Raw genomic sequence first — 23,655 nt, forward strand, 5'->3', positions numbered from 1 at the left:
CACGGCGCGATGGTTCCACCTGTCAGCCCCGTGCTTCCTTGAAGAGTACGGCGATGCCCGGATGATACTGGCCAGCTTCGTTGCGCAACTTGCGATAGGCGTAGGGGAAATACCAGGCGACGGCGCAGGTGTTTTCTTTTTGCAGGTCATCGACCATGTCCTGGAGTTCTTCCGGGGTCGTGCTGTGTTGGGTTTTTTGTGGGGCCACAAACAGGCAACCCAGTTTCAGGTCGCTGGCGTAGCTGATTCTTTTTGCATCGCTGGTGATGTCGGCCAACGCCTGAGTCACATTCAAACCATTGACCCGTGGCCAGCGTTGCGTGGTCTGAAGGTAAGCGCGTTGTTCGCTGCTGGCGATCAACAAATCGGCACGACCGTTGCGCTCGCCATCTTCGGTTTGTTTGCGGGTAGGTGTGTGTTGCAGGGTGACCATTTCTGCCATCCAGGCAGCCGCCGAAAGCAAACCCAGATTGGCTTTTTCATCATGCCAGTACGGCGCATCGTTATCGCCGCGCACAGCGTTGTAACGGTCGATGCAGTCGAACCAACGCTCCAGCATCGGACGCAGGAATTCCAGCTTCGGATTGCTGATGATCATGCCTTGCATGTTGCTCACCCTTATTATTGTGTGTTGATGTATGGCTATTTGATATCACTGCGCAGAGTGTGGCACAAGATTGGCGTCAGATAATTGATTAGGGGCAGTTATTCGCTCAGCGGTCGCCCGGCTTTAATTGACGCTCCATCCCCAACCCTCTAACCTTCGCGGCTTGTTTCAGGTGCTCTGTGGCCTTGGTCGACAGAGTGAAACAGGGAAGCCGGTGAGTCGCTTTTTCAATTGAAGAAAGGGTCACGATCCCGGCGCTGCCCCCGCAACGGTAAATGAGTGAAAACTGTGCTTTAAGCCACTGTGTCGATTACCGATGCGGGAAGGCGCGCAGTCAGGCCGCGAGCCGCTCATGAGCCCGGAGACCGGCCTGATCCATCCAGCGGCATCACGGTGGGCGATGCCAGGCTTCACGCCATCTATTCTTGTGCCTGCCCGCCGTTATCCAGCCTCAACGGAGAGCTCCCCCAATGACTGACACCCCCGATCGTGACGAACGCCATTTGGCGCGCATGTTGCGCAAGAAAGCCGTGATTGACGAACGAATCGCCAACTCCCCGAATGAATGCGGGCTGCTGCTGGTGTTGACCGGCAACGGCAAAGGCAAAAGCAGCTCGGCCTTCGGCATGCTGGCGCGCTCGATGGGCCACGGCATGCAGTGCGGCGTCGTGCAGTTCATCAAGGGCCGTAACAGCACTGGCGAAGAGCTGTTCTTTCGGCGGTTTCCCGAGCAGGTGCGGTTTCATGTGATGGGCGAGGGCTTCACCTGGGAAACCCAGGATCGTCAGCGTGATATCGCTGCCGCCGAGGCTGCGTGGGTCGTTTCCCGTGAACTGCTCAGCGACCCGTCCATCGGCCTGGTCGTGCTGGATGAGCTGAACATCGCGCTGAAGCACGGTTACCTCGACCTCGATCAGGTGCTCAGTGATTTGCAGGCGCGACCGCCGATGCAGCATGTGGTTGTGACCGGTCGTGGCGCGAAGCCGGAAATGATTGAGCTGGCCGACACAGTCACCGAAATGGGCGTGATCAAACATGCCTTCCAGGCCGGGATCAAGGCGCAAAAAGGCGTAGAACTGTGAGCCAACCACGTCATTGCCCGGCGGTATTGATTGCCGCGCCGGCCTCCGGTCAGGGCAAGACCACCGTTACTGCTGCGCTGGCCCGTTTGCATCGCAATCAGGGGCGCAAGGTTCGCGTGTTCAAATGCGGACCCGATTTTCTGGACCCGATGATTCTCGAGCGCGCCAGCGGTGCGCCGGTCTATCAGCTGGACATGTGGATGGTCGGCGAGCAGGAAAGTCGCCGACTGTTGTGGGAAGCGGCCGCTGAGGCCGACCTGATTCTTATCGAAGGCGTGATGGGTTTGTTCGACGGCACGCCGTCCAGCGCAGACCTCGCGCGGCATTTCGGGGTACCGGTGCTGGGTGTGATCGACGGCACCGCAATGGCCCAGACGTTCGGTGCGCTGGCCTTGGGGTTGGCGCGTTATCAACCGGACTTGCCGTTTGCCGGTGTGTTGGCCAACCGCGTTGGCACTGTGCGCCATGCACAATTGCTGGAAGGCAGCCTGACCGAAGGTTTGCGTTGGTATGGCGCCTTGTCGCGAGAAACCGGGATCGAGTTGCCAAGCCGCCACTTGGGTCTGGTTCAGGCCAGCGAACTCAACGACCTCGACCTGCGCCTCGATGCCGCCGCCAATGCGCTGGCCAGCAGCTGTGAGGTAGCGCTACCACCGGCCGTCGAGTTTGCGGCGCCGGATGTAATCGCCGCCGAACCGTTGTTGGCCGGCGTGCGTATCGCGGTGGCGCGTGACGAAGCCTTTGCCTTTACCTATGGCGCAAGTCTGGATCTGCTGCGAGCGATGGGCGCCGAGTTGGTGTTTTTCTCGCCGATCCGTGATGCGCAATTGCCCCAGGCCGACAGCCTTTATCTGCCTGGCGGCTACCCGGAATTGCACCATGTGGCGTTGTCGCAGAACCTCACGATGCTGCAGGCGATTCGTGCACACCATGCGGCGGGCAAACCGTTGTTGGCAGAATGTGGCGGCATGCTTTACCTGCTGGATTCGCTGACCGATGTCGAAGGTACCCGCGCACAATTGGTCGGTTTGCTGGCCGGGGATGCGGTGATGCAAAAGCGCCTGGCCGCGTTGGCGCTGCAAGCGGTCGAACTGCCCGAAGGCTCCCTGCGCGGTCACACCTACCATCACTCGTTGACCACGACCGAACTTGAACCCATTACCCGAGGCTTGAGCCCGAATGGCGGGCGCGGCGCCGAGGCGGTTTATCGCGAAGGGCGGATGACCGCGTCCTATGTGCACTTCTATTTTCCGTCGAACCCGAGCGCTGTAGCCGCATTGTTTGTGCCTGATCATGAGGCCGACTTGCTCGCGAAGAGGCCATGATCGACAACGCATTTTCCGAAGCCGAACGCGCGGCTGTCTACCGAGCCATCGCCGAACGCCGCGACATGCGTCACTTCAGCGGCGGCAGCGTCGAGCCCGAGTTGCTTCGGCGCCTGCTCGAAGCTGCGCATCAGGCGCCAAGTGTCGGCCTGATGCAGCCTTGGCGGTTCATCCGCATCAGTGATCGCGGCTTGCGCAGCAAGATTCAGGCGTTGGTCGAGGAGGAGCGCGTCCGCACCGCCGAAGCGCTCGGGGAGCGTACAGATGAATTTATGAAGCTCAAAGTCGAAGGCATCAACGATTGCGCCGAAGTGCTGGTGGCTGCGCTGATGGACGATCGCGAGCGGCATATCTTCGGCCGTCGTACATTGCCCGAAATGGACATTGCTTCGCTGTCCTGCGCCATTCAAAACCTGTGGCTGGCGTCCCGCGTTGAAGGTTTGGGCATGGGTTGGGTGTCGTTGTTCGAGCCACAGGCGTTGGCGGATTTGCTGGGATTGCCCGCGGGTGCCAAACCGGTGGCGGTACTTTGCCTGGGGCCGGTCAAAGCGTTTTATCCGGCGCCGATGCTGGTACTTGAAGGTTGGGCGCAGGCGCGTCCGCTGAGCGATTTGCTGTATGAGAATTACTGGGGAGAGAGTCAATGAGTGTGGCGTTATTGAGTGTCGCTGCAGTTGCGCTGGATGCGCTGCTGGGTGAGCCCAAACGCTGGCATCCGCTGGTGGCGTTCGGCCGTTTTGCCGACCGCATCGAGCAACGTTTCAACAGTGGTGGTCGTGGCTGGCGCAGTCACGGTGTCACAGCCTGGGTGATTGCCGTGTTGCCGCTGACCTTGCTGGCCACGGCGTTTTCCTGGGCGCCTTACGTCGGTTGGATCGTCGAGATTCTTGCGCTGTATTGCGCGCTCGGCATGCGCAGCCTCGGTGAACATGTCGAACCGGTTGCCAAGGCGTTGCGCAGCGATGATCTTGACGAGGCGCGCAAACGCGTGGGTTATCTGGTCAGCCGTCAGACCAGTGAACTGGATAAGACCGAAGTCGCCCGTGCTGCCACCGAATCCGTGTTGGAAAATGGCAGTGACGCGGTGTTTGCGGCGTTGTTCTGGTTTGCCGTGGCCGGCGTGCCGGGTGTGGTGCTCTACCGGTTGAGCAATACGCTGGATGCGATGTGGGGTTATCGCAACGAACGTTTCGAGCGTTTCGGCTGGGCAGCGGCAAAAATCGATGATGTTCTTAACTACATTCCTGCACGATTGGTGGCGTTGACCTACGCGTTGCTGGGCAAGACTCGACTCGCACTCAAATGCTGGCGCACTCAAGGCCCGACCTGGGACAGCCCGAATGCCGGTCCGGTCATGGCTGCAGGTGCCGGTGCGCTTGGCGTCGAGTTGGGCGGGGCGGCGATTTACCACGGTGAACTGCACCAGCGCCCGCAATTGGGTGAAGGTGTTCCGGCAGATGCAGATTCCATCGACCGAGGCTGGCAATTGGTTCAGCGCGGGGTATGGTTATGGCTGCTAATTCTGTGTGTGGGGTCTGAATTCTATGCTTGAACACGGTGGTCGGTTGCGTCAGGCGGCGCTCGATTACGGCATCGCCGAAGCAGATTGGCTTGACCTCTCTACTGGCCTGGCGCCATGGCCATTTGCGGTTCCGCAGATTCCACTGCGGGCGTGGGCGAGATTGCCGGAAACCGACGACGGTCTGGAGCAGGCCGCGTGTGAGTATTACGGCGCGGCCCATGTGCTGCCGGTGGCCGGTTCGCAAATGGCCATTCAGTTGCTGCCGCGTTTACGTCGCGCCGGCAAGGTGGGTGTGTTGTCGCCGTGCTATGCGGAACATGCGCAAGCGTGGCGACGTAATGGCTACGTCGTGCGCGAAGTGCTTGAGCAGGAAGTCGACTTTTTCATCGACAGCCTTGATGTTCTGGTAGTGGTCAATCCGAATAACCCTACTGGACTGAGCGTCGATCCAGATCGTCTGCTCGACTGGCACGCGCGTCTGGCGCAGCGCGGTGGCTGGTTGGTGGTAGACGAGGCATTCATGGACAACACGCCTGCTCTCAGCGTGGCGCCGTTTGCCAATCGCGTGGGTTTGATTGTGTTGCGCTCGTTCGGCAAATTTTTCGGCCTGGCCGGTGTGCGGTTGGGGTTTGTGCTGGCCGAGCGCAAGTTGCTGAAGTTGCTCGCCGAACAAGTCGGGCCCTGGGCTATCAGCGGCCCGACACGCGTGCTGGGGCAGGCCTGCCTGCTGGATACCGAAGCGCAGGCCCGGCAGCGGATTCGCACGCAGCAGGCCAGCGAACGCTTGGCCATCCTGCTCGAACGTTTTGGCTTCACGCCTCATGGCGGTTGCGCGCTGTTTCAATGGCTGATTGCCGACGACGCGGAGCAATTGCATCAATTCATGGCCCGGCGCGGCATCCTGCTGCGTTTGTTTGCGCACAACAGCAGCGTGCGATTTGGCCTGCCCGCCGATGAAGCAGATTGGGCACGCCTCACTCAAGCCTTCGAGGCCTATGCCAAGGAAAGCCAATGACAACGTTGATGGTGCAGGGCACCACGTCCGACGCCGGTAAGAGCACGCTGGTGACAGCTTTGTGCCGTTGGGTATTGCGTCAGGGCGTGCCCGTGGTGCCATTCAAGCCGCAGAACATGGCCCTCAACAGCGCAGTGACCGCTGACGGCGGCGAGATTGGCCGCGCGCAGGCCGTGCAGGCCCAGGCTGCAAACCTCGCGCCGCACACCGACATGAACCCGGTGTTGCTCAAGCCCAACAGTGACACGGGTGCTCAAGTGATCATCCACGGGCGTGCGGTCACGACCATGAACGCCGTTGCCTACCACGATTACAAAGCGATCGCGATGCAAGCGGTGCTGGCCTCGCATCAGCGGCTGAGTGCGGCGTATCCGGTGGTGATGGTCGAAGGCGCCGGCTCGCCTGCCGAGATCAACCTGCGTGCCGGTGACATCGCCAACATGGGCTTCGCCGAAGCGGTGGATTGCCCGGTGGTGCTGATTGCCGACATTAATCGCGGTGGGGTTTTCGCCCATCTGGTCGGCACCCTGGAGCTGCTTTCGGCCAGTGAGCAGTCGCGGGTCAAAGGCTTCATCATCAATCGCTTTCGCGGCGACATCGCGCTGCTGCAACCTGGCCTCGATTGGCTGCAGCAGCGCACCGGCAAACCGGTGATCGGTGTGCTGCCGTATGTGATGGACCTGCACCTGGAGGCCGAAGACGGTATCGATCAGCGGCAGACCGCCAAAGCCGATCAAGTGCTGAAAGTGGTGGTGCCGGTGCTGCCGCGCATCAGCAACCACACCGATTTCGATCCGCTGCGCTTGCACCCGCAAGTCGACCTGCAATTTGTCGGCCCCGGACAGCCAATTCCGGCGGCGGACCTGATCATTCTTCCCGGCTCGAAAAGCGTGCGCAGCGATCTTGCGTACCTGCGGGCAAATGGTTGGGAAGCGGCGATCACGCGTCATCTGCGTTATGGCGGAAAAGTGCTGGGGATTTGCGGTGGCCTGCAAATGCTCGGCCAGCAGGTGCACGATCCTTTGGGCCTTGAAGGCGCGCCGGGCTCCAGCCCGGGTTTGGGCTTGCTGGCGTTCCAGACTCAGCTTGAAGAAGAGAAGCAACTGCGCAATGTTCGCGGTCGTTTGGCGCTGGAAGATGCAGAGGTCAGCGGTTATGAAATTCATGCGGGCGTGACCAGCGGTCCTGCCCTGGAAAATGCTGCAGTGCACCTGGATGACGGTCGCTGCGACGGTGCGCAAAGTGACGACGGGCAAATTTTTGGCACCTACCTGCATGGCTTGTTCGAGTCACCTGCGGCGTGCTCCGCATTGTTGCGCTGGGCGGGATTGCAGGATGTAACGGAGGTGGATTACCACGCGTTGCGTGAGCGCGATATCGAACGGCTCGCAGATCTGGTGGAGCAGCATTTGGATACCGCGCTGTTGCGTGAGCTCTGTGGGTTTTAGGCTGGATTTGATGGCCTCATCGCGAGCAGGCTCGCTCCCACATTGGAATGCGATCAACTGTGGGAGCCTGCTCACGATGACTTCCACATTGGAATGCGATCAACTGTGGGAGCTTGCTCACGATGACTCCCACATTGGGATGCGATCAACTGTGGGAGCGAGCCTGCTCGCGATGACTGAAGTCGCCACGCCGCTTATTAAAAGGTTGAAACCATGCTGCAACTGATCCTCGGCGGTGCCCGTTCCGGCAAAAGTCGCCTGGCAGAAAACCTCGCCATCGGCACGGGCCTGGCCGTCACCTACATTGCCACCAGCCAACCGCTCGACGGCGAAATGAACGAACGCGTCGCCCATCACCGCGCCCGCCGCCCAACCGAGTGGGCGTTGATCGAAGAGCCACTCGAACTCGCCCGCGTGTTGCGTGAAAACGCCTGTGCCGACCAGTGCTTGCTGGTGGACTGCCTGACGCTGTGGATGACCAATCTGCTGATGCTCGACAATGCCGAGCGCCTGATAGCTGAACGCGAAGCCGTGCTCGATTGCCTCGCCTCATTGCCGGGGAACATTATTTTTGTCAGCAACGAGACCGGAATGGGTGTCGTGCCGCTGGGCGAATTGACTCGCCGCTATGTCGATGAAGCCGGTTGGCTGCATCAAGCTTTGGCCGAGCGTTGTCAGCGTGTAGTCCTGACCGTTGCCGGCCTGCCCCTGACTTTGAAAGGAACTGCGATATGACTCAATCCTGGTGGCTAAACCCTTGTAAGCCGATTCATGCGCAAGCGACAGACGAGGCTAATGCTCGGCAACAGCAACTGACCAAACCCGCCGGTTCACTCGGGCGGCTGGAATCTATTGCGCTGCAATTGGCGGGTTTGCAAGGCCAGGTCAAGCCAAGCCTGAATGAGGTGTGGATCGCGATTTTTGCCGGTGATCACGGTGTGGTTGCTGAAGGCGTGTCGGCGTTTCCTCAGGAAGTGACCGGGCAGATGTTGCACAACTTTGTCAGCGGTGGCGCGGCGATCAGCGTGCTGGCGCGTCAGCTTGGCGCTTCGCTTGAAGTGGTTGACCTGGGCACGGTTAACCCGACGCTTGACTTGCCCGGCGTGCGCCATCTGAACGTTGGGCCGGGTACCGCCAATTTTGTCGAAGGCCCGGCGATGACACCGGCTCAGGGCGAACACGCCTTGCAGGCCGGACGCGACAGCGTGCAGCGCGCTATTGCGGCCGGTGCTCAATTGTTCATCGGTGGTGAGATGGGCATCGGCAATACCACCGCGGCCAGTGCACTGGCCTGCGCGTTGCTCGATTGCCCGGTGGTGCATCTGACCGGGCCGGGCACGGGGCTTAATGCGGCGGGCGTGAGCCATAAGGTTCAGGTCATCGAACGCGCGTTGGCGTTGCACAACGCATCGCGCGGCGATTCCTTGCAGACCCTGCTCAACCTCGGTGGTTTTGAAATCGCAGCCTTGGTGGGCGCGTACCTGGCGTGTGCGCAACAGGGTGTTGCGGTGCTGGTGGATGGCTTCATTTGCAGCGTTGCCGCGTTGGTGGCAGTACAGTTGAATCCTGAATGCCGGCAGTGGTTGCTGTTCGGTCACCGTGGCGCCGAACCGGGTCATCGGCATGTGCTGGAAACGCTGAACGCGGAGCCTGTTCTGGACCTGGGCTTGCGTTTGGGCGAAGGCAGCGGTGCTGCGTTGGCCGTGCCGTTGCTGCGTCTGGCGTGCGACCTGCACGGGCAAATGGCGACGTTCGCCGAAGCAGCGGTGGCGGATCGCCCACAATGACGTTGCGCCTGGACCTCCTGCGCCACGGTGAAACCGAGTCCGGCGGCGGCTTGCGTGGCAGCATTGACGATGCCCTCACCGACAGTGGCTGGGCGCAGATGCGGGCAGCGGTGATGGACCAAGGACCGTGGGATCGCTTGGTCAGTTCGCCGCTGCAGCGTTGTGCGCGTTTTGCCGAAGCGCTGGGGGCGCAACTGCGGTTGCCGGTGCAGCTGGATAAAGATTTGCAAGAACTGCACTTCGGAGCCTGGGAAGGACAAAGCACCTTGGCACTAATGGACACCGATGCTGAGGCGCTGGGCCTGTTTTGGGCTGATCCATACTCGTTTACACCACCGGAAGGGGAGCCGGTTGCCGACTTTTCAAATCGCGTGACTGCGGCAGTCGAACGTTTGCACGCAACGTATGCGGGTGAGCGCGTGCTGCTGATCAGCCATGGCGGGGTGATGCGTTTACTGCTGGCCCGGGCGCGCGGTTTGCCGCGTGAGCAGTTGCTGAATGTCGAAGTTGGGCACGGGGCACTGTTTTCGCTGACAGTCGAGCCTGCAGGCGTGTTGAAGGAAGTCATCTGACCATGTTGCCGTTCTGGATCGCCCTGCAATTTTTGAGCAGCCTGCCGGTTGGTCTGCCCGGCATGCCGGCCCCCCAGGAAATGGGCCGTTCACTGCTGTTCTATCCGCTGGTGGGGTTGTTGTTCGGCGTGCTTCTGTGGGCGTGCAACGCGGTGTTATCGGGCACGCCATTGATGCTGCATGCGGCGTTGTTGATGATGGTATGGGTGTTGCTCAGCGGCGCCTTGCACCTTGATGGCCTGGCCGACAGTGCCGACGCATGGCTCGGCGGGTTTGGCGACCGCGAGCGCACGCTGACGATCATGAAAGACCCGCGCAGCGGACCTATTGCCGTGGTAACACTGGTGTTGGTGTTGCTGCTTAAATTCGCCGCACTACTGGCGGTGATCGAGCAGCAGCACAGCGTTTTCCTGATCATTGTTCCGCTGATGGGTCGCAGTGCGTTGTTGGCGTTGTTCCTGACCACGCCTTATGTGCGTGCCGGTGGATTGGGCCAGGCACTGGCTGATCATCTGCCACGCCTGGCCGGTAAACGGGTGCTGGTGGTCAGCGCGCTGGCCTGCGTGCTGATAGCCGGGCTGAGCGGTGTATGGGCATTGCTGTTGGCGAGTGCGGTGTTTGTAGCGTTGCGGCGGGTGATGTTGCGACGGCTGGGCGGGACCACGGGTGACACGGCGGGCGCATTGCTTGAGTTGCTGGAGATGGCCGTTCTCACAGGCTTGGCGATCTTTTAAATGTCGAACATCATAAAGTCACTTGATTTAACACAACCGCGGGTATATACACGCACCATGCTTGATTCCCAGTGTTTATGCATCAACCTGCGTCGCGCCGCTCGTGGCGTCAGCAGGCATTACGACGGCGCTCTCGATGGCTTCGGGATCAACGTTGCGCAGTATTCTTTGCTGTGCAATCTGCAGCGCTTGAACGAACCGAGTATTTCTACCTTGGCCGAGGCCATGGGCCTGGACCGCAGCACCTTGGGGCGCAATCTACGGGTGCTGGAAGGCGAGGGTCTGGTGATGCTGGTGGAAGGCGAAGACATGCGCAACCGCATCGTTCGGCTGACCGACGCCGGCGCTGAACGCTTGACGGCGGCACTGCCAGCTTGGGAAGCGGCGCAACAGCGGTTGGTTGATCGCCTGGGTGCCGAAAAACGCGAAACCTTGCTGAAGCTGCTGGACGAACTGGCTTGATGCCGGTTTGTACGATTTCAAGCGGGTATATACCCGCACCCGGAGAATAAGAATGACATCGATGTGGCGTACGTGCGGTTGGGTGTTAGTGGGCAGTGCGCTGATTTTGGCGTTGTCACTGGGTGTGCGACACGGCTTCGGCCTGTTTCTGGCGCCGATGAGCGCTGAATTCGGCTGGGGCCGTGAGACGTTTGCCTTTGCCATTGCCTTGCAAAACCTGATCTGGGGCTTGGCACAGCCGTTCACCGGTGCCTTGGCCGACCGCTTTGGCGCGGCCAAAGTGGTGCTGGTCGGCGGTGTTTTGTATGCCGCAGGCCTGGTGTGCATGGGGATGTCTGATTCGGCAATGACGTTGTCCTTGAGCGCAGGTTTGTTGATCGGTATCGGCTTGTCGGGCACCTCGTTCTCGGTGATCCTCGGCGTGGTAGGGCGCGCGGTGCCGCCAGAAAAACGCAGCATGGGCATGGGCATTGCGAGTGCCGCCGGCTCCTTCGGACAGTTCGCCATGTTGCCCGGCACGCTCGGGTTGATCGGCTGGCTTGGCTGGTCCGCCGCGTTACTGGTACTGGGGCTGTTGGTGGCGTTGATCGTGCCATTGGTGAGCATGCTCAAGGACAAGCCGTTGCCGGTGCTTGGGCATGAGCAGAGCTTGTCTGAAGCCCTGCGCGAGGCGTGTTCACATTCGGGTTTCTGGCTGCTGGCGTTCGGCTTTTTTGTCTGCGGTTTCCAGGTAGTGTTCATCGGCGTGCATTTGCCGGCCTACCTGGTTGATCAGCACTTGCCCGCCACCGTCGGCACCACGGTGCTGGCGTTGATCGGATTGTTCAATATCTTCGGCACTTACATCGCGGGCTGGCTCGGCGGGCGGATGTCCAAGCCGCGTTTACTCACCGGTTTGTACCTGCTGCGGGCGGTCGTGATCGGTTTGTTCCTGTGGGCGCCGGTCACGACGACCACTGCCTACTTGTTCGGTATGGCGATGGGCTTCCTGTGGCTGTCGACCGTGCCGTTGACCAACGGCACCGTGGCAACCTTGTTTGGCGTGCGAAATCTGTCCATGCTCGGTGGCATCGTTTTCCTGTTTCACCAGCTCGGTTCTTTTCTGGGTGGTTGGTTGGGCGGGGTGGTGTATGACCGTACCGGGAGTTATGACTTGATCTGGCAGGTGGCCATTCTATTGAGTTTGTTGGCGGCAGCACTCAACTGGCCGGTGCGCGAGCAACCGGTTGCGCGTCTGCAAACCCGAATGAGTGCGGCATGAACACGCTCTGGCCACGCATCGTCCTGATCGTCGGCGGCGCACTGTTGTTGGCGATGGTGTGGTGGGGCTGGCAACGAAGCGGGCTGGCGTTGATGCAGTTGGGCATGGGTGCTTGCTAGCGAGGCGGCAGGGCGAGTAACTTCGTTTTGACGATCTCTCAAGGATGCCCCGACATGCTCATGCGCTGGCTTGCAGTACCCGCGTTACTGATAGCGTTTACCGGATTAGCAGCTGCCGCGCAGTGCCCCGAACTGCTGCAGAGCTCTTTGCCAAAGCTGCATGCCAAGGAGTCGATAGACCTGTGCCAACGCTTCGCCGGCAAGCCGTTAGTCGTGGTCAATACCGCTAGTTTCTGTGGCTTTGCCCCGCAGTTCAAAAGCCTTGAGGCGCTGTATCAGCGTTACAAAGGGCAAGGGCTTGAGGTCATCGGTGTTCCCTCCAATGACTTCAAGCAAGAAGCCAAGGACGGTGCTGAAACGGCCAAGGTCTGCTACGTGAACTACGGCGTGACCTTCACCATGACCGAACCGCAAAAAGTCCGCGGCGATGATGCGACTCACTTGTTTAAAGTCCTCACCCAGCAGACCAGCGCGCCGAAGTGGAATTTCTACAAGTACGTCGTTGATCGCCAGGGCAAGGTGATCGCCAATTTTTCCAGTCTGACCAAGCCCGATGACCCTCAATTCATCGAAGCGGTCGAGAAGGCGCTGGCGTCCAAACCCTGATCCGCGCCCACTAAAAAGCCCCGCCTCTGTGCAAGAGTGCGGGGCTTTTTCAATTCAGGCGGCGAGGGGTTCAGGCTCGCCGTGAATCATCAGAAGCGGTAGGTAGCACCGATGCCGAAGCCGCTCGCCCAGTTTTGATACTCGGCGCTGTAGGCCTGACGGCCGTTGTTATCGTTAACCTTCACCGACTCTTCACGCAGGTACGAGTAAGCGAGATCGATGGTCAGGTCGTCGGTCGGGCTCCAGCCAGCGCCGAAGCTGATGGCCTTGCGGTCGCCAGTCGGGATGCGTGGGGAACGATTGGTATTGTTGGTTGGCGACTGGTCAACGGACAGACCGGTGCGCAGTACCCATTGCTTGTTCAGCTGGTACGAGGCGCCGATAGCGTGAGCCCAGGTGTCGTGCCAATTCTGCTCTTCGGTGATGGTGCCGAACTGGCCGTTCAGGGCTGCTGGAACGCCGCTGTTTTCAACGGTGATTTCTTTCAGGCGGCTCCAACGGGTCCAGGTGCTACCTGCGTACAGGGTCCACTGGTCGTCCAGTTGATGAGTTACCGAGAAATCGACCGACTCAGGCGTGGTCAGGTCCAGCGAAGCGTCGTAACGCTGGTTTGGATTCTGGCGTTGCAGCGCGAGTACTGCGTAATCGACCGACGTATTGCCGTCGAGCTTGTACTTCACTTTCGAGTGGTAGGTCAGGCCGACGCGCGTGCTGTCGGTGGCTTGCACCAGAACGCCGACGTTGAAGCCCAGCGCAGTGTCATCACCCTTGATCTTGACCTTGCCGTCCGGCGCCAGCGGGGTCACCGACAGGTTCGATTCCAGCGTGCCGTCGATACGGTTGATGGTCGGGCCAAAACCGATCGACACCTTGTCGTTGAAGGCATAGCTGACGGTTGGTTGCAGGGTGACGACTTTTACGTCGCTCTTGCTGCCGAAGTAACGGCCAGCGAAGCCGCCTTCGTAATCAGTCACCAGGCCGAACGGTGCGTACATGCCAATGCCGACCGCCCATTGGTCGTTGATCGGTTTGACGTAGTAGCCCATCGGCACGGCGATGAACGGCACCATGTCGCCGTCGTTGCTGCCGCCGTTAGGGCGAGAGCTGGCTTTGCTGATGTCGGTGTGAGCGTCGAGCAGTGCAGCGCCGCCGGTCACTTGTTCGCGCTTGATGCGCGACATGCCGGCAGGGTTGCCAAAAATGGTGCTTGCGTCATCGGCAGATGAAGATCGCCCGGCAAAACCTGTACCCATCCCGCTGATACTTTGTTCGTTGATGGCAAAGCCAGCTGCGAAGATCTGGGTGGATGCCAAGGCAACGGCGAGGCTAAGTGTGGTTTTGAGCATTACTTTTTTCATTATTAGAACTCCTGATGATCACCGGGGCGAAAATTACCAACATTTTCGTCTCAGCGCTATAGGCTGTATTAGCTGATTTAGAGCGGTTTTGTAGGACAATCCGACCAGATTCGCGACCTGTTGTAGGATCTTTCGGAAATGGAGGGATCAACAGGCAACCTGATTCATGGTTGATACACAGGATTGCCAGGCGTAGGTAAAGTCTCTGAGTCGTCCTTGTGGCTGGAATGTCTGACGCCAGATTCTGGCCATTCCCAGCACGTCATCGGCTTCGGGTAGCGGGGTGTTCTGTTCCTCCACCAGCAGCCAGGCAATGGCAGTGGCGTAACGCAGGTTTACGGTCAGTTCGAGGTGCGGGCTGCTGAGAAAAGCGTGTTGGCTGGCGAGCCCGCGAACCAGGCTCGCGCGTTCGGGATCGAGCGCCAGGTAATGGTCCCAGAGCGCCTTGTGGCGGGGCTCGGCGATCCGGTACAGGCCGTGTCCACGGCGATCATGCAAAGCGGAGCCAAGGGCGGATTGACTGGCGGCGATACCCAGCAACAGGGATTCTGCAGTTGCGCTATGGCGCCCGAGATAAATCAGCGTCGGGCGGATGACATAACGGCACAGTTCGCTGGCAGCGATACCCATAAAACCCTCGAAACGGAAAATGGGCGGCTACACCTGAAAGGCCTTGGCAGCTGTGGATAGACTCAGGCTCGCCGCAAGCGGGTCAAGCCGCTTGAGTTGAAGTGTAGTGTCATATTCAGGCTGTAAAGGACTGTTTTTAAAATATTTCCGGCAGCTCGTTATAAGCGTTATATCAGTTGGTACTTAGGCGGGATTAGGCAAAAGAGAAATATGGGGCAATAAAAAGCCCCGCTTTTTGAGCAGGGCTTTTGAGGTTTTCAGTCTTTCTGGCGTTTCAGGCAACCAGTGCCTGACGAGTGCGATCAATGACTGCCTGCAGCGGTTCGGCGCTGGAGTATTGATCGGGGTACAAGCGTTCGCTGTGACGAGCGATGCCGTGTTCGTTGACCAGGGTGAAGCTGAAGCAGCCTTTGCGAGCGGCCATGATCAGGCAGTTCATTGGTGCAAAAGCGTTGGTTAGGGTGCGGATAGCATCCTGGGTGTGGATTTGAGTAGTCATTATTGGGTGTTCCTACAAGCGACACGGATAAGAGCCGTGCAAAATTAAAACGTTCCAGTGACGTCGACCACCGTTGGTCGAACGAAGAACCCGACTGAAACAAAGCAGCCAGTTTGAAGCGCTAATTAGTTTGGCGCGCTTGGGCTGGCAGGTAGGTACTTAGGAGGGCAGGCAACACATCAAGGGCAAAGGTTCTGGGCCCGGGGTGAAGATCCTGATCAATTTGCAGGCTGGTTCGGTCAGAGTAAGTGAGCTTCGCAACACCCTTTGCTTTCGTTTCAAAGGCTGTGTTGGAGGAAGGTTTACCTGGAAACCATCGAGGTGGTCGATCCTGCTTTGTCGGTAGAGGCTTCCTTGAGGAAGGCTGACCGGGAGGATTTGTTCGACCAGAATTGACTTTCAGCTTGGTACTAACGCCGCGGATACTAACCGAACGAATCGCCAAGGGGAAGTGTGTCCGCAAATTAATTGACAGACGGCGCCAGGTGCACTCATCGACAGCACAGTTTTCGAGCACCATTGGTCGATGTTCATCTTCCTGCAATGGGCCGTGAATCATGGGTTAGCCCAGAGTTATCCCCAAGATTTGGCCAGCAGTGCGCCTAAAAAGCGCATTGATATAACCGCTTCAAAGGCACTTGTGCACATTAGTTGCGCAGACTGTAACCGCGCTGTCATCTTGCCTACAGACGCAGTGGGTGCCTGTAACCAAAATTTAAGTCAATGAAAAACATCGCTTTTTTTAACTGGTGAAAAAATCGTCAGTTTGACTGCGAGCCCCATTCCACTGGGGTTTGAGAGAGTTCAAGGGCGGTTGTCCACTGAGTTATCCACAGCTTCTGTGGATTGTCCCAAGCGCTTGCTCTAGCACGGGCGTGCCGGGTTTTTTCGGCTTTACCTGTAGGAAAAAAAGAGTAGAGTGGCGCGCCTTCTGATCTGCCCTACAGTGCTTTATGAAGTTTCGCTCAGTATCAAATTCTGTTACCGCACCATCCTCCAGTGTTACCCCACCCAAGCGATTTTCGATGCGGGTGGCCGAGTGGCTCCTGGACAGCCCGCGCCTGGGCGAAAACCGCAACATCAAACACTTTGCCGGGCATTTGCTCAAGCAACCTGCGCGTGAAGGTGTGGTGGCTGCGCAAAGTCGTTTGGGCCAGTTGATATGCCGCGAATGCGGGAATGCCCGTGATCGGCGCATTGGTCAAGACCTGTTGCGCCAAGCTGCACGGGCGGGCGACAAACGCGCCCTGCAAGAACTCGGGCTGAGCGAAGACTAAGCTGTCCAAGACCTGACGCCTTGGTTAACCTTCAAGCTTTACCGAATGGGCAGGAGTGGCTATGGCTATGGACTTGACCAGCATATTGCTGGGTCTGGCGGGTGCTGCGCTGCCGTTATTGGTGTTGGCCTGGCAACTTCAGCGTCGGGCAAGTGCCGCGCAATCAGACCTCGCTTTACTGGAAGAACGGCTGGCCACGGCGCAATTGGCTCAGGATGGATTGAACGCACAACTCGACGCTTGTCGCGATGAAATGGCTGATTTAAGCCAGGCCAACGCGGCAAAACAGGCTGATTTGGCGGCCGTACGGCGTGAAGTCGAACTGCTGCAGATCGAACGCGATGACGCCCGCGACGCCTCCCACGCCTGGAATATCGAACGCGCCGGCAAAGAGGCTGAGTTGCGTCGTCTTGACGCGCAAGCCGCTTCGCTCAATGCCGAGCTGCGTGAACAGCAGGAAAGCCACCAACAGCGTCTTAGCGACTTGCAGGGCTCGCGTGATGAGTTGCGAGCGCAATTCGCCGAGTTGGCGGGCAAGATCTTTGATGAACGTGAGCAGCGCTTCGCTGAAACCAGTCAGCAGCGGCTGGGGCAGTTGCTTGACCCGTTGAAGGAGCGCATCCAGTCCTTCGAAAAACGGGTCGAGGAGAGCTACCAGGCTGAGGCGCGCGAACGTTTCTCGCTGGCTAAAGAGCTGGAGCGGTTGCAGCAACTCAACTTGCGCCTGAGCGACGAAGCCAACAATCTCACCCGTGCTCTGAAAGGGCAGAAAACCCAAGGCAACTGGGGCGAGCTGATTCTGGAGCGGGTGCTTGAACACGCAGGGCTGGAGAAGGGCCGCGAGTACCAGACCCAGGTCAATCTGAAGGGCCCGGACGGCGAGCGTTTCCAACCGGATGTGATCATCTATCTGCCGGGCGACAAGCAAGTGGTGGTCGACTCTAAGGTCAGCCTCACGGCGTATCAGCAATACGTGGCGGCCGACGATGATGCTATCGGCCAGATCGCCCTCAAGCAGCACGTGGTGTCGCTGCGCAATCACGTCAAAGGCCTGGCCGGTAAGGATTACAAGCGCCTGGATGGCCTGCACAGCCTGGATTTCGTGTTGCTGTTCGTGCCGATCGAGGCTGCGTTTTCTGCGGCGTTGCAGGCCGAGCCGACGTTGTTCCAGGACGCGTTCGACCGCAACATCGTGATCGTCAGCCCAACCACTTTGCTGGCGACTTTGCGTGTTATCGACAGCCTTTGGAAACAAGAGCGCCAGAGCCAGAATGCCCGGGAAATCGCCGAGCGGGCCGGTTGGCTGTACGACAAGTTCGTGTTGTTTATTCAGGATCTGGACGAGGTCGGTAATCGCTTGCAGCAACTGGATAAGGCCTACAGCTCGGCGCGCAATAAGCTGACAGAAGGCCGAGGCAATCTGGTCAGCCGTAGCGAGCAATTGAAGCTGTTGGGTGCCCGCGCAAGCAAGAGTTTGCCGGCAGACCTGCTGGAGCGCGCAATGACCGACGTCGATGGATTGGCCGAATTACCCGAGTAAACGAAAAATTTCGCGAGCAGGCTCGCTCCCACAGTTGACCGATGTCTGTCGCAAAACCAAGCAACAGCAAACATCCCTGTGGGATCAATGTCTGTCGCAGAACCAGGCAACGCCAAACATCCCCTGTGGGAGCGAGCCTGCTCGCGATGGCGTCAGCTCAAACACTGCAAATCAGCTTACAGCGGCAAATGCCGGCTGAGCAGCGCTCGCAGCGCCGCAGGTTTCACTGGTTTGGCCAGATAATCCAGTCCCGCCGCGTGTACCTGTGCCACCATTTCCGGGCGGCCATCCGCGCTGATCACCACGCCAGGCACCGGCTCACCGAGGCTGGTACGTAACCAGGCCATCAATTCAGTGCCGGTTTCGCCGTTGTCGAGGTGGTAATCCACCAGCGCCAATTGCGGGCGAATCCCCTCACCGAGTAGCGCCATGCATTCCTCCCTATTACGCGCAGTCCAGACCTGGCAACCCCATCGGGTCAGCAGGCTGTTCATGCCAATCAGGATGCTGTCTTCGTTATCCACACACAGAACCTGCGCACCGCTCAGCAGTTTGCCATTGAGTTCGGCGGCCTTCGCCGGCATCGCGGTTTGTGCCTTGGCCAATGGCACGCTGACGCTGAACACACTGCCACGGCCCGGCCACGAACGAACCTGTAACGTATGGCCGAGTACGCGACACAAGCCGTCCGCAATCGCCAGTCCCAACCCGAGGCCTTTTTCGGCGCGAGTCTGATGACTGTCGAGCCGTTTGAATTCTTCGAAAATCACCTGCTGCTTATCTTCGGGAATACCCGGGCCACGGTCCCAAACCTCAAGGCACAGTTCGCCGTTACGCCGGCGCACGCCCAACAACACCGGGCCTTTGGCGTAGCGGAAGGCGTTGGTGAGGAAGTTCTGCAAAATTCGCCGCAACAGTTTTATGTCGCTGTTTACCCGCAGCGTGCTGCCTCTCACGCGAAATTTCAGGCCTTGTTCACCGGCCAGCGCCTTGAACTCCGCACCGAGGATATCGAACAGCTCATTGAGCGCGAATGGCTTCGGATCAGGATTGATCTTGCCGTTTTCCAGACGTGAGATGTCCAGCAAATCACTGATCAAATCCTCGGCCGAGCGCAATGAGCTGTCGAGGTGCTGCACCAGTTTTTGCGCCTCGCCAGACAAGCTGTCTTCCTGGTGCGAGAGCGCTGCGGAGAACAATCGCGCCGCGTTCAGAGGCTGCATCAGGTCATGGCTGACGGCAGCCAGAAACCGGGTTTTCGACTGATTCGCCGATTCCGCTGTGCCCTTGGCATCGGTCAGGGCAACGTTCAGTTGCGACAGTTCGTGGGTGCGCTCGGTAACCCGGCGTTCAAGGCCTTCGTTGGCTTCGGTCAGCGCTTGTTCGGCCTCGCGGAACGCGGTGATGTCGGTGAAACTCATGACAAAACCGCCGCCCGGCATCGGATTGCCGATCAATTCGATAACGCGGCCGTTCGGGAACAATCGTTCGGAGGTGTGCGCGCGGCCCTGGCGCATCCAGTGCAAACGGCGGGCGACGTGCACTTCGGCTTCACCGGGGCCACACAGACCGCGCTCGGCGTTGTAGCGAATGATGTCGGCAATCGGGCGCCCGACGCTGATCAAGCCATCCGGGTAGTTGAACAGCTCCAGGTAGCGACGGTTCCACGCCACCAGTTTCAGCGATTGATCCACCACGCTGATGCCTTGGGTGATGTTCTCGATAGCGCCTTGCAGCAGTGCGCGGTTGAACTGCAGCACTTCCGAGGCTTCGTCGGCGATCCGCACGACATCCTCCAACTGCATTTCCCGGCCTTCGATCGCGGCTTTTACCACCGCGCGTGTCGACGAGGCGCCCAAGACACCGGCCAGCAAGCGCTCGGTGTGAGCGATCCATTCACCATCAGCGTTCTGATTTGGATTGAAGCCTTTGCCTTGACGGTAAGCGAAGCGAATAAAGCTTTGGCGTGCGCGTTCTTCGCCGACAAAACGTGCGGCCAGTTGCAGCAAATCGTCGATTTGTACGGCCAGCATCGACCGTGCACTCGGTCGGGCACTGATTTCCTGGCCGATGAAACGGCCGGCCTGCCAGTGCTCCGACACCCGGGTGCGGGACAACACCGAGACCCAGGCGAACAGCGTGAAGTTGGCTGCCAGTGACAGCATCACACCTTGAGTCAGCGGCGTGAGCGGCAGTTTCAACGGGTTGCTGTGCAACCAGGCAAGGCCAGGAAAACTGCTCAACGACCAGCCGAGGCTGTGTGCGGCAATCGGCAGTATCAACGTGTAAAACCAGAGAAACGTTCCTGCGGCCAGGCCAGCGAATACTCCGCGACGGTTGGCCTGTTTCCAGTACAGCGCACCGAGCATCGCCGGGGCCAGTTGAGTGACGGCGGCGAAGGCGATCTGGCCGATGGTTGCCAGGCTGGCGGTCGAGCCCAACAGGCGATAGCTGACATAGGCCAGTAGCAAAATCACGACAATCGTGACCCGCCGCACCGAGAGCATCCATTGACGGAACACCTCGAATGGCCGCTCGGCGTTGTTGCGTCGCAGCAACCACGGCAACAGCATGTCGTTGGAAACCATGGTCGACAGCGCCACGCTGGCCACAATCACCATGCCGGTTGCCGCCGACGCACCGCCGATAAACGCCAACACTGCAAGCGCCGGGTGGGCCTGGGCCAACGGTAAGCTGATGACGAAAGAATCGGGCAATACCGAACTCGGCAGCAACATCTGACCGGCCAAGGCGATCGGGACTACAAATAAAGCGGCCAATGCCAGGTAGGCAGGGAACACCCACTTTGCCAGGCGCAAATCCTGCGGATCGATGTTCTCGACCACGGTCACGTGAAATTGGCGCGGCAGGCAAATGATCGCCATCATCGCGACGCCGGTTTGCACCACCATCGACGGCCAGTTGATGGTTTCCTTCCAATACTCTTCGAGGCGCGGCGCGAGCATCGCCTGGCTGAACAGGTCATCAAAACCGTCGTACAGGCCGTAGGTGACGAACGCGCCAACCGCGAGAAACGCGAACAGCTTGACCAGCGACTCGAACGCAATCGCCAGCACCATCCCACGGTGGTGCTCCGTGGCATCGAGATTGCGGGTACCGAAGACGATGGTAAATAACGCCAACACCAGCGACACGATCAGCGCCGTGTCTTGCGCCCGTACGCCCATGGCGTCGGCCCCGGCGCCGATCAGCAGGTTCACCCCAAGCACGATGCCCTTGAGTTGCAAGGCAATGTAGGGCAATACGCCAACCAGGCAGATCAGTGCCACCACCACGGCCAGCGATTGTGATTTGCCGTAGCGCGCAGCAATGAAGTCGGCGATGGAAGTGATGTTCTCCTGCTTGCTGATCATCACCATTTTTTGCAGGACCCACGGCGCGCACACCAGCAGCAGGATCGGCCCGAGGTAGATCGGCAGGAAAGACCAGAGCTGTTCGGCGGCCTGGCCGACAGCGCCAAAGAATGTCCAACTGGTGCAATAGACTGCCAGTGACAAGCTGTACATCCAGGCACGCACGCGCGGCGGCAACGGCGCGCTACGACGGTCGCCGTAGAAGGCGATGGCAAACATGATGGCCATATAGGCCAGGGCAACGGCGGCAATCAGCCCGCTGGACAGCGACATGGGAACTCCCGACAAAAAACTCCCGGGACTTCCGCCCGGCCACACAGTCTCGCACGACCGCCGGGGTTAGTCAGTGTCGACCAAGGTCGAGGCGCGGCGCGGTGTCGCAGGCAGTGATAGCGGTGTGTCAGGATGGATAATTGTGCTTGAAGACCCCTCGCGAGCAGGCTCGCTCTCACCCTGGTTTTGCAGTGCCTGCAGGAGGTGCGATCGACCAGAGTTTGCGGGGGGGAGAGAGCCTGCATCGCGATGCGCTATCACATTCGAAAGTGATAGCAGTGCGGCAGGCGAGCGCCTTATTGGCTGAACGCGATATCCAGCAGCTGATGCAGCTCTTCAACGTCCAGTGCTGCCGCCGAGAACAGGATGCGGAACACGGTGGGCGCCGCGACCAGGTTGATCAACCGGTCGACACTCGGCTTTGGCTCGTCGGGGTAACGGTCCAGAATGGTCTGCAACTGCGCGCCGATGATCGTGACGCAATAACCCGGCGAGGCGCAGGCTTGTACGTCGCGCAACATGTTGCGACCGGGTTCGGAACTCATTTCGTCCAAGTATTGCTCGGCCCAGGCCCGCACATCGCCGCGCAGGCTGCCCGTACTGACGGGTTCACTGTCAGGCCGCATGCGGGCGATTGCGACATCGGCCAGCAGCGCCGACAAATCGCCCCAGCGTCGGTAAATGGTCGACGGCGTAACCCCCGCGCGCGCAGCGATTTGCGGGACAGTCACGGTGCTGCGGTCCTGCACTTCGAGAAGTTCGCGGACTGCACAATGAATCGACTCTTGCACCCGGGCGCTTCTGCCGCCGGGGCGTAAACCTTCTTTAATAGCCATGTGGCGGACCTTAACACAAAGAATTTGCTTTAAGCAGCGTCCGGTAGCACACTCCGCAAAAGCAAAAAATTAGCTTTTGCGGAGTGTGCAGATGTCCAGTTCAGTATCAAACCGTACCAGCCTGTGGTTCCTTGCGTTCACCTTGCTCAGTTTTCTGGCTGCCTCCACGGCGCCAACGCCGCTGTACCACTTGTACCAGGAACACCTGCAGTTTTCGGCCGCGACCTTGACTCTGATTTTCGGCGTGTACGCTATCAGCTTGTTGGCTGCGCTGCTGACAGTCGGCTCACTGTCGGATTACCTGGGGCGCAAACCGGTGATCTTCACGGCTGTGCTGATGAACATGCTCGCGATGCTCTTGTTCATCAACGCCGACAGTGTGGCCTGGCTGATCAGCGCACGTGTGCTTCAGGGATTTGCGACGGGGATGGCCACTGCGGTACTGAGTGCGGCGTTACTCGACACCGATCGTCAGCAAGGTCCGCTGGTCAACAGCGTTGCGCCGCTATTGGGAATGGCGCTCGGTGCAATGGGCTGCGGCTTGCTGGCGGAATTTGCGCCATTGCCATTACAGCTAACCTTTTGGGTGCTGTTTGCCCTGTTCGTCATGCAAGCACTGTTCATCTGGCGCCTGCCGGAAAGCGTCAGCCGGCAACCGGGAGCGTGGGCTTCTTTGCGTCCGACCCTGCATGTGCCGGTCCAGGCACGCCGCACATTGTGGCTGGTGCTGCCGATCGACATTGCCGTGTGGGCGCTCGGCGGGTTTTTTGCTTCGCTGGCGCCGTCGCTGGTGCGAACCGCCACCGGATCGACCTCCAACCTGATTGGCGGCGCAACAGTGGCTGTTTTGACGTTGACCGGCGCGATGATGATCTACACCCTGCGCAATCGCCCGGCCGATAAAGTCCTGCAACTGGGCGGCATCCTGCTGCCGATTGGCGTGGCGTTGATACTGCTCGCGGTACACAGCGCCAGTCTGCCGCTGTTTTTTCTCGGCACGCTGATCGCCGGCAGTGGTTTCGGTGCCGGTTTTCTCGGCGCATTGCGTAGCGTTGTGCCCTTGGCCTTGCCCCACGAGCGCGCCGGGTTGATGTCGGCGTTTTATGTGCTCAGCTACCTGGCCTTTTGTTTGCCGTCGCTGTTGGCGGGTAGTCTGACGCGGACGTTCGGTTTGGTGGCGACCACGGACGGTTACGGTGCGGTATTGATCGTATTGTCAGTGGGCGCATCGTTGGCATTGCTGCGCCAGCGGTCCTATATCTGCAAAACAGATAACAGTTAGAGATATTACCCGTTATATAGATATTCGATTCAGATCTATCATTAAC

At 59.3% G+C, this 23,655-nt stretch carries 23 protein-coding genes and 1 riboswitch; of the genes, 17 read left to right on the top strand and 6 right to left on the bottom strand.

From position 1 onward, the window contains the following. Positions 1–22: 22 nt before the first annotated feature. On the bottom strand, positions 23–607 hold the full coding sequence (locus tag ACQR3R_RS00875) for a hypothetical protein (protein WP_428270013.1): 585 nt from the start codon (positions 605–607) through the stop codon (positions 23–25). 153 nt (positions 608–760) lie between these two features. Next, a riboswitch (cobalamin riboswitch) is annotated at positions 761–995 on the top strand. An 82-nt stretch (positions 996–1,077) separates the two neighbouring features. On the opposite strand from ACQR3R_RS00875, the gene cobO reads away from it, so the two are divergent. The 14 genes from cobO (at position 1,078) to ACQR3R_RS00945 (ending at position 12,540) form a co-directional block, all read left to right on the top strand. Further along, positions 1,078–1,689 carry a cob(I)yrinic acid a,c-diamide adenosyltransferase gene (gene cobO / locus ACQR3R_RS00880; RefSeq protein WP_428270014.1) on the top strand — a complete coding sequence of 204 codons (612 nt, stop codon included), beginning with the start codon at positions 1,078–1,080 and terminating at the stop codon, positions 1,687–1,689. Further along, positions 1,686–3,014, top strand: coding sequence for a cobyrinic acid a,c-diamide synthase CobB (locus ACQR3R_RS00885; protein WP_428270015.1), 1,329 nt, complete (start codon positions 1,686–1,688; stop codon positions 3,012–3,014). The genes cobO and ACQR3R_RS00885 overlap by 4 nt, the downstream gene beginning before the upstream one ends. Continuing rightward, complete coding sequence (gene bluB, locus ACQR3R_RS00890) at positions 3,011–3,661, top strand: 5,6-dimethylbenzimidazole synthase (protein WP_428270016.1); 651 nt, start codon at positions 3,011–3,013, stop codon at positions 3,659–3,661. The genes ACQR3R_RS00885 and bluB overlap by 4 nt, the downstream gene beginning before the upstream one ends. Beyond that, positions 3,658–4,566 carry an adenosylcobinamide-phosphate synthase CbiB gene (gene cbiB, locus ACQR3R_RS00895; protein WP_428270017.1) on the top strand — a complete coding sequence of 303 codons (909 nt, stop codon included), beginning with the start codon at positions 3,658–3,660 and terminating at the stop codon, positions 4,564–4,566. The genes bluB and cbiB overlap by 4 nt, the downstream gene beginning before the upstream one ends. Further along, complete coding sequence (gene cobD / locus ACQR3R_RS00900; protein ID WP_428270018.1) at positions 4,559–5,551, top strand: threonine-phosphate decarboxylase CobD; 993 nt, start codon at positions 4,559–4,561, stop codon at positions 5,549–5,551. Before cbiB ends, cobD begins: the two co-directional genes overlap by 8 nt. After that, entirely contained in the window at positions 5,548–6,999 is a 1,452-nt protein-coding gene (locus ACQR3R_RS00905) for a cobyric acid synthase (protein WP_428270019.1), read from the top strand. The genes cobD and ACQR3R_RS00905 overlap by 4 nt, the downstream gene beginning before the upstream one ends. A 213-nt stretch (positions 7,000–7,212) precedes the next feature. Further along, on the top strand, positions 7,213–7,734 hold the full coding sequence (cobU, locus tag ACQR3R_RS00910) for a bifunctional adenosylcobinamide kinase/adenosylcobinamide-phosphate guanylyltransferase (RefSeq protein WP_428270020.1): 522 nt from the start codon (positions 7,213–7,215) through the stop codon (positions 7,732–7,734). Next, the gene (cobT, locus tag ACQR3R_RS00915; RefSeq protein ID WP_428270021.1) at positions 7,731–8,786 is read left to right on the top strand and encodes a nicotinate-nucleotide--dimethylbenzimidazole phosphoribosyltransferase; all 1,056 of its coding nucleotides are present in this window, start codon (positions 7,731–7,733) and stop codon (positions 8,784–8,786) included. The genes cobU and cobT overlap by 4 nt, the downstream gene beginning before the upstream one ends. Then, entirely contained in the window at positions 8,783–9,358 is a 576-nt protein-coding gene (gene cobC / locus ACQR3R_RS00920) for a histidine phosphatase family protein (RefSeq protein ID WP_428270022.1), read from the top strand. The genes cobT and cobC overlap by 4 nt, the downstream gene beginning before the upstream one ends. Before the next feature lie 2 nt (positions 9,359–9,360). Then, positions 9,361–10,092, top strand: a complete 732-nt coding sequence (locus ACQR3R_RS00925; RefSeq protein WP_428270023.1) for an adenosylcobinamide-GDP ribazoletransferase — start codon at positions 9,361–9,363, stop codon at positions 10,090–10,092. A gap of 57 nt (positions 10,093–10,149) precedes the next feature. Beyond that, positions 10,150–10,554 carry a MarR family transcriptional regulator gene (locus ACQR3R_RS00930; RefSeq protein WP_428270024.1) on the top strand — a complete coding sequence of 135 codons (405 nt, stop codon included), beginning with the start codon at positions 10,150–10,152 and terminating at the stop codon, positions 10,552–10,554. A gap of 52 nt (positions 10,555–10,606) precedes the next feature. Then, on the top strand, positions 10,607–11,815 hold the full coding sequence (locus ACQR3R_RS00935) for an MFS transporter (protein ID WP_428270025.1): 1,209 nt from the start codon (positions 10,607–10,609) through the stop codon (positions 11,813–11,815). After that, complete coding sequence (locus ACQR3R_RS00940) at positions 11,812–11,934, top strand: hypothetical protein (protein ID WP_428270026.1); 123 nt, start codon at positions 11,812–11,814, stop codon at positions 11,932–11,934. The genes ACQR3R_RS00935 and ACQR3R_RS00940 overlap by 4 nt, the downstream gene beginning before the upstream one ends. Positions 11,935–11,988: 54 nt before the next feature. After that, complete coding sequence (locus ACQR3R_RS00945; RefSeq protein WP_428270027.1) at positions 11,989–12,540, top strand: glutathione peroxidase; 552 nt, start codon at positions 11,989–11,991, stop codon at positions 12,538–12,540. Positions 12,541–12,629: 89 nt separating this feature from the next. On the opposite strand, the gene ACQR3R_RS00950 is transcribed toward ACQR3R_RS00945, so the two are convergent. The 3 genes from ACQR3R_RS00950 to ACQR3R_RS00960 form a co-directional block, all read right to left on the bottom strand. Next, on the bottom strand, positions 12,630–13,898 hold the full coding sequence (locus ACQR3R_RS00950) for an outer membrane protein transport protein (protein WP_428270028.1): 1,269 nt from the start codon (positions 13,896–13,898) through the stop codon (positions 12,630–12,632). 147 nt (positions 13,899–14,045) lie between these two features. After that, entirely contained in the window at positions 14,046–14,528 is a 483-nt protein-coding gene (locus tag ACQR3R_RS00955; protein ID WP_428270029.1) for a hypothetical protein, read from the bottom strand. Positions 14,529–14,802: 274 nt separating this feature from the next. Then, a complete protein-coding gene (locus tag ACQR3R_RS00960) occupies positions 14,803–15,027 on the bottom strand; it encodes a hypothetical protein (RefSeq protein WP_162436092.1) in 225 nt (74 codons plus the stop codon). Positions 15,028–16,058: 1,031 nt separating this feature from the next. On the opposite strand from ACQR3R_RS00960, the gene ACQR3R_RS00965 reads away from it, so the two are divergent. Together ACQR3R_RS00965 and rmuC are read left to right on the top strand one after the other, a co-directional pair. Continuing rightward, positions 16,059–16,304, top strand: coding sequence for a hypothetical protein (locus tag ACQR3R_RS00965; protein WP_428270030.1), 246 nt, complete (start codon positions 16,059–16,061; stop codon positions 16,302–16,304). A 61-nt stretch (positions 16,305–16,365) separates the two neighbouring features. Next, entirely contained in the window at positions 16,366–17,844 is a 1,479-nt protein-coding gene (gene rmuC, locus ACQR3R_RS00970) for a DNA recombination protein RmuC (protein ID WP_428270031.1), read from the top strand. A 176-nt stretch (positions 17,845–18,020) separates the two neighbouring features. Here the strand turns inward: rmuC and ACQR3R_RS00975 are convergent, their stop codons facing one another. Both ACQR3R_RS00975 and ACQR3R_RS00980 read right to left on the bottom strand, forming a co-directional pair. Then, the gene (locus ACQR3R_RS00975) at positions 18,021–21,491 is read right to left on the bottom strand and encodes a NahK/ErcS family hybrid sensor histidine kinase/response regulator (protein WP_428270032.1); all 3,471 of its coding nucleotides are present in this window, start codon (positions 21,489–21,491) and stop codon (positions 18,021–18,023) included. A 296-nt stretch (positions 21,492–21,787) separates the two neighbouring features. After that, entirely contained in the window at positions 21,788–22,327 is a 540-nt protein-coding gene (locus ACQR3R_RS00980; RefSeq protein WP_428270033.1) for a TetR family transcriptional regulator, read from the bottom strand. 91 nt (positions 22,328–22,418) lie between these two features. Here ACQR3R_RS00980 and ACQR3R_RS00985 point away from each other — a divergent pair, with 91 nt between their 5' ends. Next, positions 22,419–23,609: an MFS transporter gene (locus ACQR3R_RS00985; RefSeq protein ID WP_428270034.1), complete on the top strand. Its 1,191-nt coding sequence runs from the start codon at positions 22,419–22,421 to the stop codon at positions 23,607–23,609. Positions 23,610–23,655 lie beyond the last annotated feature (46 nt).

This window comes from Gordonia sp. IEGM753, from assembly GCF_050321825.1.
Classification (GTDB): Bacteria; Pseudomonadota; Gammaproteobacteria; order Pseudomonadales; family Pseudomonadaceae; genus Aquipseudomonas.